This window comes from Lactivibrio alcoholicus, assembly GCF_055390895.1.
Genome location: NZ_AP042471.1, coordinates 141,078 through 151,854 on the forward strand (window position 1 = coordinate 141,078; position 10,777 = coordinate 151,854).

Here is a 10,777-nt window from a genome sequence, read left to right on the forward strand (position 1 = left end):
CTCATCCGGAAACTGGGGTCACCATCGCGCGAAACGCTTCTTCGTCGATGACGGGAACCCCGAGTTCTCCGGCCTTTTTCAGTTTGCTCCCCGGACTCGCGCCCGCGACGACGAAGGACGTCTTCGCGCTCACTGCGGATGTCGCGCTTCCTCCCAGAGACGCCACGAGCGCTTCGGCCTCCTCACGGGTCATCGAAACGAGCTCCCCCGTAAAGACAAAGCGTTTCCCCGCAAGCGACACGCCGCCCTCCCCACCGTCGGGAGCGAAGCTCCGGGATTCGCCCGAGGTCATCGTCACTCCCGCGGCCGCAAGGCGCGAAAGGACGCCGCGGGCATTTTCGTCCCTGAGAAACGCGATGACGGACTCGGCGATGACCGGTCCGATCCCGTCGACATTCGCGAGGTCATCGGGAGTCGCGTTCCCGAGCGCATCCACGGAACGAAAACGATTCGCGAGGACCGCAGCCGCCTTGCGTCCGACATGCCGGATGCCGAGCGACGCGAGGACGTTCGCGAACGGGCGTTTTTTCGACGCGTCGATCGCCGCGAGAACGTTCGACGCGGACTTCTCCGCCATCCGGTCGAGCCCGAGAAGCGACTCCATCGTGAGATCGTACAGGTCCGCAACGCTCCGGACGATTTCCCTGGAGACAAGCTGTTCGACGAGCCGCTCCCCGAGTCCCCTGATATCCATCCCGTTCCGCCCCGCGAACAGGAGGATCCCCTCCCGCAACTGGGCGGGACACGAAAGGCTGTTGGGACACCGGATCGCCACCTCGCCATCGAGCCGGATCACTTCCGAGCCGCACTCGGGACATCGTTCGGGCATGGCGAAACGCCGTTCTGCGCCCGTCCGGGCACCGGCGTCGACCCCGAGGATTTCGGGGATAATCTCTCCCGCCTTGCGGACGCGCGCGAGATCGCCGATCCTGACGTCCTTGCGTTCGATTTCGTCAATATTGTGAAGACTCGCCCTGCGAACGACGCTCCCCGCGATCTCCACGGGATCGAGATTCGCGACCGGCGTGAGGACTCCCGTCCGGCCGACCGACACCACGATATCCAGGATTCGGGTCATCTTCTCCTCGGGAGGGTATTTGAACGCGACTGCCCATCTCGGCGATTTCGATGTCTCCCCAAGCTTCGGCCAGAGCGACGTATCGTCGATCTTGACGACGACGCCGTCCGTAACGTACGGCAGCTCGAAGCGGCCGGTCCGCCACTCTTCCACAAAAGCGCGCACGTCCCGGCGTGTCGCGCATCTCCGGTTCATCCGCTGGGTCGGCAAGCCCGCGTCCGCAAGCCAGGCCAGAATGTCCGACTGCAACGTCAGAGCGGGGAGAGAATCGTTTCCCGTCCGAACCATATGATACAGAAACGCCGATAAACCGCGCTCAGCCGTTATCCGGGAGTCGAGCTGCCGAAGGCTCCCGGCAGCGGCGTTTCTCGGGTTCGCGAAGAGGGGTTCCTCTGCCTCCTCGCGGACTCTGTTGAGTTCCTCGAAAGCCTTCTTCGAAAGGATGACCTCGCCGCGGACTTCAAGTCTCCCGGGCACGGGGTTTCGGAGCCGCAACGGAATCGAACGGATCGTACGGACGTTCTCCGTGACATCCTCGCCCGTCGTCCCGTCCCCGCGCGTCGCCCCCCGCACGAAAACGCCGTCCTCGTAAACGAGCGATACCGCGAGACCGTCGATTTTCATCTCGCATACATACTGCGGTTCGAAGCCGAGAAGCCCCGCAACCCGGTCGAAAAACGCCTCGAGCTCGTCGACTCCGGCGGCATTGTCCAGGCTCATCATCGGAACGACGTGGCGCACCTTTCGGAAGCTCTTCAGCGACTCGCCGCCGACGCGTGCCGTCGGCGAGTCGGGCGTCTTCAGCTCCGGGTGTTCGTTCTCGAGGGCGACGAGCCGCCTGAGGAGACGGTCGTACTCGTCGTCCTCTATTTCCGGAGCGTCGAGGACATAGTACAGATGGTTGTGGCGTTCGATCTCGCGGCGAAGTCGTTCCGCCTCTTCCCGCCAAGACACGGATTCCACCCTCATGACACCCTCCGCAGGTTACTCCTTCGGCCGCATCGTCGGGAAGAGAATGACATCCCGGATCGATCTGGAATCCGTCAGGAACATGACGAGACGGTCGATCCCGATCCCGAGCCCGCCCGTCGGGGGAAGTCCGGTTTCGATCGCGTTGATGAAGTCCTCGTCGAAGACGTGGGCTTCCTCGTCTCCGGATTCCTTCTTCCGGAGTTGATCCTCGAACCTGACGCGCTGGTCGAGGGGATCGTTGAGTTCGCTGAACGCGTTCGCCACTTCGCGCCCGCATATGAAGAGCTCGAAGCGTCTCGTATAGTCCAGATTCTCCGGGTCCCGTTTCGCGAGCGGGGAGATCTCCGTCGGGTGTCCGAGAACGAACGTCGGCTGCACAAGCGTGTCCTCGACGTGAGCTTCGAACATCCCGTTCATGACCGCGAATCGGGATTCCGTCCCCTTGATCTCCATGCCCCGGGAACGGGCGATTGCCCGAGCTTCGTCGTCGGTCGAAACGGCCGCGAAGTCGATGCCCGTCTTTTCCTTCACGAGATCGAGCATCGTCGCCCGCCGGAACGGCGATTCGAGATCGAGGTCGATTCCCTGGTACGAGACGTGTCTGGCTCCGACCGCGTCGGCCGCGTTCCGGACGATGTCCTCCGTGAGCCGCATCATGTCCTCGACGTCGGCGTACGCCCAGTAGACTTCCATCGCCGTGAACTCCGGATTGTGCATCGTATCGATGCCCTCGTTGCGGAAGTTCCGGCCGATTTCGTAAACCCGTCCGAACATCCCGACGATGAGGCGTTTCAGGTGGAGTTCCGTCGCGATCCGGAGGTACATGTCGAGCCCGAGCGCGTTGTGGAACGTCTTGAACGGACGCGCGTTCGCGCCGCCCGCAAGGACCGAGAGGATCGGCGTTTCGACTTCGAGCGTTCCGGCATCCTCGAGCGTCTTCCGAACGGACGAGATGATCGCGGAGCGCTTGCGGAACGTGTCGCGCACCTCGGGGTTGACGATGAGATCGAGGTATCTCCGGCGGTAGCGGACCTCGGTATCCGTCAGTCCGTGCCACTTCTCGGGCATCGGACGGAGCGCCTTGCTGAGGAGCGTGCACTTCGTGACGAGAATCGTGAGTTCGCCGCGCTGCGTCCTGAACGGATGCCCTTCGACGCCGATCCAGTCGCCTGTGTCGACCCATTTCTTGACAAAGCCGTATTCCGATTCTCCCATGCCGTCGAACTGGAAGTACAGCTGCAACGTATCCGTCTCGTCCTGCATATGCGCGAACGTCGCCTTACCGTGCTTCCTGAGCGTCATGACTCGCCCGGCGGAACGCACGGTGACGGATTTTTCCGTTTCGTCCGGGGCCAGATGACCGAATTCGGTCCTGATGCGGTCGAGCGCGTACGTCCGCTCCCATTTCTCTATCCTGTACGGATCGTACCCTTCTTCCTCCCGCAGACGGAGAAGCTTCTCCTTCCGCTGCCTGAAGATCTCCATCTCATCTTCCGGCTGCACGGCGACATTCGGATCCTTACGATGGTTCTCGTCCATTCGTTTCGACTCCCCTTTCGGCAATTTCGAAAAACGGCGCGCAGGTCTCGAGAATACTCCGGGCCTCGCACCAATCGGCTGCACACGCAATCCTCCGTCGGATCTCTCCCGCCCCCCGCAATCCGCGGAAGACCCCGCCGGCGAACCGTTTCACCATAACCAGAGCGACCGACGCGCCGCGCTCGCGTCCCACGTCGTCTCCGAGGCGGATCAGAAGATCCCGTCTCGTTTCGCACCCGGGCGCTTCGGATACATCCGTCCCGCGTTCCTGCCCAAGCGCACGAAGGATGGCCGGAACCAGGAACGGATCGCGGACCGCTCCACGCGCGACCATGACGCCGATACACCCGGCCTCGCAGTACCGGACCGCGTCTTCGGGCGAGAAAACGTCTCCGCTGGCGCTGATGAACCCCGGAAAGAGAGCCGCCATCCGCCTCACTTCGGCGGCGTCCGCGTTACCTTCGTAGCGTTGCGCGGGAGTCCGCCCGTGGACGCAGATATTATCGGCCCCGGCATCGAGCAGAAGACGACAGAAATCCTCCGTCGAAAGAGGGTACGAAGAAGGACACATGCGTATTTTACTCCAGACCGGCAATCCGAGCCGCTTCAGATTCCGCGTCATCCCGGCCGCTGTCTCCGGATATTCGAGAAGTCGGGCGCCAGCCCCTCTCTTCAGTACCTTCGGCATGGGGCACGCCATATTGATGCCGAACGCGTCACAACGAACCCCGCTCTCGAGAATCGCTTCCCCGGCCCTTACGAGAGACTCCGCGTCTCCCGCGAAAAGCTGGACGACGAGAGGAACGTCCGCGTCCGCTTGGGAATTCCGTTCGAGCATCGTTCCGGTCTTCCGGTTCCCCTTCGTCAGTCCCGTCGCGCTGATCATCTCCGTATGGACGAGGCCGACCCCAAGTCGCACGAAAAGACGGCGAACCGAAGCGATCGTGATCCCGGCGAGAGGAGCGAGCCAGACCCTGTTCCGGACAGCTACATTTCCCAGACGCACCCCGTATCACCGTGGCCGGGCGACGGAACCGGAGTTCCGTTCATAAATCATGCGGAGTCCGTCGAGCGTCAGTTCCGGATCGACGTGCCCGATCGTTTCGGAGGCCGAAGCGACCAGAGAACAGTGCCCCCCCGTCGCGACGACCGTAACCCTACAGCCGAGCTCCCTCTCGATGCGACGGACAAGCGCGTCGACGAGACCCGCCGTTCCGAAGAGTATTCCCGACTGGATCGCTTCGACCGTCGTCCTGCCGATCGCGACGGAAGGGATTTCGAGCGCGATCTTCGGAAGCTTCGCGGTCCGTCCGAAAAGAGCCTCCATACTGGTCACGATCCCCGGGGAAATCGTGCCGCCGAGATACGCGCCGTCGGGGGAAACGACATCGAGCGTGATCGCCGTGCCGAAATCGACGACGATCACCGGATGTCCGTACTTCGACTTTCCCGCGACGGCATTGATCAGCCGATCCGCGCCGATTTCCTTCGGCGTCGCGTACCGGACTTCGATCCCGAGATCGAGACTCGTGTCGACGCGAAGACACGGAGAATGGAAATATATGTCGATGGCCTCGACGATCACGGAGTCGAGCGGAGGAACGACGCTCCCGAGAATGGCGCCGTGAATCAAAGCGGGCTCGATTCCGGCGCTTCGCATGAGGGAAAGAAGTATCATCCCGATTTCGTCCGACGTCCTGCGGTCGGAGGTGAGCCTCCACTGACGCACGAGACGGTCTCCGTCGAAAACTCCCAGCACCACGGTCGTATTCCCCACATCGAGAACCAGCAGCATATCTTTTCCCTTCCTTCCTGTCGTCGGTGTCTTGCTCCCGAAAAACCCACCCGCGGCGGTCTTCCCGCTTTCCACTATATCAGCTCAAAGACGACGACCGCGCCGAGAACGCCGAAAAGCAGGCTTCGCCGGAATTTCAGCGCCATCCCCATACCGACGACGGAGAGAAAGACGATCGTCGCTCCGGCGGCACCGAGAATACTCCATGAAACGGTCTGCGGGACGATCGCGGTGAGCGTGTCCGCGAAACATTCCCATATCGCCAGAATCCGTTCGCCGAACGCGGCTGCCGCCGCTCCGCCCGGAAAACCGACGATGGCGGGCAGCGCAAGAACGGAGATGGCCGGAAAGATCAGCGAAAACGCCGGGATCGCGGCGAAATTCAGCAGAAGCCCGACGACGGGAACGTCTCCGAAAGAGGCCGCAACGAGAGGATACGTCGCAACCCAGACGAGCGGTCCGGAGACGAGACACCCTCCGAATCCCCGCAAATCGGCCATTGTCGCGAGTATCAGGGCGGCTACGACGGAAAGCCTCCACCCGAGATCCCAGAACCACCACGGATTCCAGAGAAGCAGCGCGCACGCCGCGACGCATACGGAGTTCACCGGTGCGGCGGGTCTTCCGAGAAGACGTCCGGCGAGGATGACCTGAAGCATCAGGGCTGCGCGAAGAGCGCTCGCGGCCGCTCCCGCGAGACACACATAGCCCCAGAGGAGGCAACTCGCCGCAACCGCAGTCACGGCGTTCCCCCCTTCGTGAAAGACCGCGGGAAACGAACGCGCCAGAAAAAGCGACACGGGACGAAGCAGCAGGAGGAGCACTCCGACGACCAGCCCCACGTGGAATCCGGAGACGGCCAGCAGATGCGCGGTCCCCCATCTGGCGTGGTCCTCTCCGAGCCCCGGATCCCGGACTCCGATCCATGCCGCCAGCAGATAGCCCCGCATCCGCTCGGGCATCGAGGCCACGATCGCGCGCGTCAGACGCGCCCGGAAAGATGAAAAGCTCCATGTCGTTTCCCCCGTCTGTCCGATCGATGCGGGAATGAATTCCGCGATGACGCCCCGCGCGCGCCAGAATATGTCCTCCCTGAAGCGGGAGATGCGAGTTCTGTCGCGCTTTCTCGCCTCCTCGGAATGCAGGGGCGTCGTTTGTCCCGTCATCTCGACTGTCGCCCCTTCGGAAAACACCCGGGACGAAGGCAAACGGACAAGAAAGCGGCCGGCCACCGAATCGACGAGAATCACTCTCCCCCTTCCCCACTGGCGTTCCAGCGAAACGGTACCCCTGATATCCCGAAGGTACGGAACTTCCGCGGGAATCGCAACGCCAGACAGAATCCGGCAGAGTCCCGCGAGAAGGCAGACACACAGAAATGAGGCGGTCCACAGCGCTCCCCTCGGAACCGGAGCGGGAGAAGAGAGCAGGCACAGCCCGACGAACACGAAAATTGCGGAGAGGAATGCCGTCCAGTACGGAACGCCGGCGTCGCTCCCGAGGAGCGCAACCGTCCAGGAGACGAGAAGAAGCGATGCGGGGGCGGAGATCAGTGTCATCGGACAACGACGCTGCTCCGGATGGCTTCGAGTTTTTTCGGACCGATTCCCTTTACGAGCCGGAGATCCTCTACGGAGCGGAACGGGCCGTTCGACGTTCTGTATCCGATGATAGCGGCCGCCGTCTTCGGTCCGATTCCCGGGAGGCGTTCGAGTTCCTCCTGTGTCGCCCTGTTGACGTCGATCGGAACCGGAGTCGCCTCCGCGGATTTTCCCTTCGCCGCGGAGACGCTCCCTCCAGTCCCCGCAAGCGATCCTTCCCGGGAAGGGGAAGACGGGGAATTCGTCTGAACGGACGCGACGGAAGAAACGTGAAAATGCGCCCCATCCTGCAACGGCATCGCAAGGTTGATCGTTACGGCATCAGCATCCGAACGAAGGCCTCCCGCGGCGTCGACGAGCTGATACGCCCTGGCGCCAGGCGGGAGACGATACACTCCCGGAGACCGGACCGCGCCGGTAACGTACAGAACCCACGGTTCGGCCGGAGAGGGCGTCGGATCGACCGGCGACGGGGAAACGTCCGGCTGTTTCGTCGAAAGAGCGGGTCCCGCAACCATTCCGGATGAAACGTTCTTCACTCGTCCGGAAAAGACGACGAGCAGACAACCGGCGAGGGCGAGGCAGAGAACGCCGGCGAGCAGAAAAAGGAGGCTCTTCTTTTTCTCTTCATTCCATCCCACGGGAAGATCTCCTGTATCAGTCGAGAAAGCGGACGAGTTCGCCGTGCAGGCACCAGTGATCCGCATCGACGATCTCCGCGAGCGCGAATCGTCCGAGATCCGCCTCGCACACGTCGCGAAGGATCACGACCTTATCGGTGTCGGTCCTTCCCTGAAAGGCGTTTCTCCCTTTCGGAGCCGGACCGTCCAGAAGGATGCCGAACCGCTTCCCGATCAATCTCCTGTTGATATCGAGCGCGATGTCCCGCTGAATCGCGTTGATGACGTTCAGACGCCGATTCTTTTCTTCTTCCGGAAGCTGCTCCTTCATGCCCGCGGCGACGGTCCCGGTCCTCGGCGAATACGCGGCCGTATGGACGAGGTCGAACCGGAAGCGGCGAAGCGCGTCGACGGAGTCCTCGAAATCCTCGAGCGTCTCTCCCGGGAATCCGACGATCAGGTCGCTCGTTACGCCCGCGTCGGGGAATCGCTCGCGGATCATTCCGATCGCGGACGCATACCGGTCGAGCGTGTACGAACGGTTCATAAGAGAAAGAATCCGGTCGCTTCCCGACTGGATAGGTAGATTGATCGAACGGCAGATCTTCGGCGAACGCTCCATGACGTCGCAGATATCGCGCGTAAAATCCTTCGGGTGCGATGTCACGAAGCGAACCCGATCGATCCCGTCGATGGACGCGACGTCGCGGAGGAGATCGGAAAAACGGTAGCCGTCGGGAAAATCGGATCCGTAGCTGTTCACGTTCTGCCCCAGCAGCGTGACTTCCCTGATCCCGGTCGCGACGAGCTGCCTCACCTCGTCCAGGATATCGTCGGGTTTCCGTGAAAGAAAACGACCGCGAACATACGGGACGATACAGTAGGTGCAGAAGTTGTCGCACCCGTGCGCAATCGTCACGTGCGCCTTCCATCTGTTCTCCCGTTCGAGCGGGGGAACGCCGATCGCGTGGTACGTCCTCGTGTCGCCATCGCGCAGATCGATGCGTTCGCTCCCGTCCAGAGCGCGAAGGAGCGCGTCCGGCAAAAGACCGATGCTTCGCGGCCCCGAAATGACGCATACCCAGGGAAATCGCCCGAGCATGTCCTGTCCGACGTTTTGCGCGATACACCCCGTGACCGCCACGACGGGGCGATGGGTCCGCCTCCAGGTTTCCGAATAACGCCCGAGATCGCTCCAGATCTTGTGTTCGGCCTTGTCGCGAATACTGCATCCCGTATAGATCACGACATCCGCGGCCGTTTCCTCCGATTCTTCCCATCCGGAGCGAAGCAACGCCGTCCGGAGCGTATCAGCGTCGTAGACGTTCATCTGGCATCCGTACGTCTTGAGAGAGAAACGACTCACTCTGTATCCTCCTGCATAACCCTGGTTCGCGGGATAGTGACATTCAAACTCAGATAATAACACGAATCCCTTCAGCGGTGATTTTCGTTCTCCCGAAGAGGTGTAGAATTAGAGCAAACGAATGCTACGGAGGTCCTGCGATGAATCGTTTCCTGTTCTTTTCCGTAACGTGCCTCGCGCTCATATCGATATCCTCTCCGGCATGCGAGGCAATCGATCTGCCGGATATTCCCGGGTGGACCGCCCCGCCCGCGACGATCCTGCCGATCGACCCCGCTTCGAAAGACAAGGGAGCCTGGATCCGGCGGCGCTACGAGGCGACCTCGCCCGTCCGGCATATCGATGTCCATCTCCTGACCGGGAGCGGACCGAACTCAGCGAAAGCAGGCACCGATTCCGTCGACGCGACCGGAACGCAATACTCCCGTTCCGACTTCCCCGTCGGTTTCGGCGCGACATATGATCGTACCCGCATCCTCGAACTCGAAGCCGTCGTGGAAGATTATCCATATGTCGGTGTAGCTCTGTCGCTCAGGGTATCCGGAAACGAGACGCTTGTTCTCGAAAGTGCGGGGGTAACGAGCGCGGACCTGATCCGTTTCGCGGGGGAGATTCTTCCTTCTCTCAGATAACGAACGAAAACAACGAACGGGGCCGGCAATCCGTTTCAGTGGACCGCCGGCCCCGTTTTTTTTGTTGTCGTTACTTCGCCGAAGCCAGTTCCCACTTTTTTCCGAGCTTCTCGAGGAACCCTTCCTTCTTCAGTTCATCGAACGCTTTCTTCACCGCTTCCTGGAGTTTCGTATCTTCCTTGTTCATCGCGAGTGCCATTCCGGTCTTCGAGATCTGCTCGAGAAACGCGACTTTGAGCTTCCCGACGAAGTTTTTGTTGTTCTTGAGGTTATCCTCAGTCACCGTGCTATCGACGACGGCGAAGTCGGCTCTTCCGAGGAGCACCTCGAGCAGCGCATCATCCGTCTTGGAAAAACGCTTGATTTCCCTGACGCCCTTCACGGATGTGAGGAACGAGTCCTGAATGGTCCCGGTCTGGACGGTTCCAATCCGTCCGGCGAGATCCTTCGTCGCCTTGATGTCCGCGTTTTCGGTCTTCACGACGATCGCGTCCGGCGTCGAGTAGTACGTCTCGGAAAACGCGACCTTCTTGGCTCGTTCCGCGGTCGCGCTCATCCCTGCCGCGATGATGTCAATCTTCTTTGTGAGCAGGGAAGGAATCAAGGAGTCGAACGCCGTGTCGACGATCTCGATCTTCTTGCCGAGCTTCGCTCCGACGGCGTTGATCAGATCGATGTCGAACCCGACTATCTCGTTCTTGTCGTTCCGGAACTCGAAGGGTCTGAATGTGGATTCAGTTCCGACACGAAGAACATCCCTGTCGAGTGCGGATTCGACAGCGCACGCGACGGAAGCGGAAAACAACATTGAGACGAGAAAGACGGAGACCAAGAGTTTCCTCATAATGCAGCGACACCTCCTATGAATTTCAATACATGTTCCATATATTTCGTAACTAAAGTTCCACAACGCGATCATTATACTCCGTCGGAAGGAGGTGTCAAGAAAAAAGGCCGCTCACCGAGCGGCCCGATCGTTTCCGATTCATTGCTATTCCTCAGGTTCGAACATATCCTTTCCAACCGCGCAAACGGGGCAAACCCATTCTTCGGGAAGGCTCTCAAAGGCCGTTCCGGCCTGAACGCCGGCTTCGGGATCCCCCTCGGCGGGATCGTAGACATACCCACACACGGTGCATACGTATTTCTTCATTGTTCGAGTCGCCCCCTGTCT

The 10,777-nt window shown here is 61.0% G+C and carries 10 protein-coding genes; 1 reads left to right on the forward strand and 9 read right to left on the reverse strand.

The annotated features are described in order from the left end of the window. Window position 1 precedes the first annotated feature (1 nt). The 7 genes from ligA to miaB form a co-directional block, all read right to left on the reverse strand. Window positions 2-2,047, reverse strand: a complete 2,046-nt coding sequence (gene ligA, locus ACZ5IU_RS00745) for an NAD-dependent DNA ligase LigA (protein ID WP_464419527.1) — start codon at window positions 2,045-2,047, stop codon at window positions 2-4. A gap of 15 nt (window positions 2,048-2,062) precedes the next feature. Further along, the gene (lysS, locus tag ACZ5IU_RS00750) at window positions 2,063-3,589 is read right to left on the reverse strand and encodes a lysine--tRNA ligase (protein WP_464419529.1); all 1,527 of its coding nucleotides are present in this window, start codon (window positions 3,587-3,589) and stop codon (window positions 2,063-2,065) included. Continuing rightward, complete coding sequence (locus ACZ5IU_RS00755) at window positions 3,570-4,595, reverse strand: tRNA dihydrouridine synthase (protein WP_464419531.1); 1,026 nt, start codon at window positions 4,593-4,595, stop codon at window positions 3,570-3,572. The genes lysS and ACZ5IU_RS00755 overlap by 20 nt, the downstream gene beginning before the upstream one ends. 6 nt (window positions 4,596-4,601) lie before the next feature. Continuing rightward, window positions 4,602-5,384, reverse strand: a complete 783-nt coding sequence (locus tag ACZ5IU_RS00760) for a type III pantothenate kinase (protein WP_464419533.1) — start codon at window positions 5,382-5,384, stop codon at window positions 4,602-4,604. A 74-nt stretch (window positions 5,385-5,458) separates the two neighbouring features. Continuing rightward, window positions 5,459-6,943, reverse strand: coding sequence for a ComEC/Rec2 family competence protein (locus tag ACZ5IU_RS00765; protein WP_464419535.1), 1,485 nt, complete (start codon window positions 6,941-6,943; stop codon window positions 5,459-5,461). Beyond that, window positions 6,940-7,626 (reverse strand): ComEA family DNA-binding protein, encoded by a 687-nt coding sequence (locus ACZ5IU_RS00770; protein WP_464419537.1) that lies wholly within the window; start codon window positions 7,624-7,626, stop codon window positions 6,940-6,942. The genes ACZ5IU_RS00765 and ACZ5IU_RS00770 overlap by 4 nt, the downstream gene beginning before the upstream one ends. Window positions 7,627-7,642: 16 nt before the next feature. Then, complete coding sequence (miaB, locus tag ACZ5IU_RS00775; protein WP_464419539.1) at window positions 7,643-8,971, reverse strand: tRNA (N6-isopentenyl adenosine(37)-C2)-methylthiotransferase MiaB; 1,329 nt, start codon at window positions 8,969-8,971, stop codon at window positions 7,643-7,645. 140 nt (window positions 8,972-9,111) lie between these two features. On the opposite strand from miaB, the gene ACZ5IU_RS00780 reads away from it, so the two are divergent. Beyond that, window positions 9,112-9,603 (forward strand): hypothetical protein, encoded by a 492-nt coding sequence (locus tag ACZ5IU_RS00780; RefSeq protein WP_464419541.1) that lies wholly within the window; start codon window positions 9,112-9,114, stop codon window positions 9,601-9,603. Between the two features lie 70 nt (window positions 9,604-9,673). Here the strand turns inward: ACZ5IU_RS00780 and ACZ5IU_RS00785 are convergent, their stop codons facing one another. Together ACZ5IU_RS00785 and rd are read right to left on the reverse strand one after the other, a co-directional pair. Then, window positions 9,674-10,447, reverse strand: a complete 774-nt coding sequence (locus ACZ5IU_RS00785) for a transporter substrate-binding domain-containing protein (RefSeq protein WP_464419543.1) — start codon at window positions 10,445-10,447, stop codon at window positions 9,674-9,676. A gap of 147 nt (window positions 10,448-10,594) precedes the next feature. Next, complete coding sequence (gene rd, locus ACZ5IU_RS00790) at window positions 10,595-10,756, reverse strand: rubredoxin (protein WP_464419545.1); 162 nt, start codon at window positions 10,754-10,756, stop codon at window positions 10,595-10,597. Between the last annotated feature and the right edge of the window lie 21 nt (window positions 10,757-10,777).

Excerpts from the sequence above, each read along its gene's own strand:
- ACZ5IU_RS00785 (WP_464419543.1), bottom strand. The coding sequence starts at position 10,447 with ATGAGGAAACTCTTGGTCTCCGTCTTTCTCGTCTCAATGTTGTTTTCC.
- ACZ5IU_RS00780 (WP_464419541.1), top strand. The coding sequence starts at position 9,112 with ATGAATCGTTTCCTGTTCTTTTCCGTAACGTGCCTCGCGCTCATATCG.
- rd (WP_464419545.1), bottom strand. The coding sequence starts at position 10,756 with ATGAAGAAATACGTATGCACCGTGTGTGGGTATGTCTACGATCCCGCC.
- ligA (WP_464419527.1), bottom strand. The coding sequence starts at position 2,047 with ATGAGGGTGGAATCCGTGTCTTGGCGGGAAGAGGCGGAACGACTTCGC.
- ACZ5IU_RS00765 (WP_464419535.1), bottom strand. The coding sequence starts at position 6,943 with ATGACACTGATCTCCGCCCCCGCATCGCTTCTTCTCGTCTCCTGGACG.
- lysS (WP_464419529.1), bottom strand. The coding sequence starts at position 3,589 with ATGGACGAGAACCATCGTAAGGATCCGAATGTCGCCGTGCAGCCGGAA.
- ACZ5IU_RS00760 (WP_464419533.1), bottom strand. The coding sequence starts at position 5,384 with ATGCTGCTGGTTCTCGATGTGGGGAATACGACCGTGGTGCTGGGAGTT.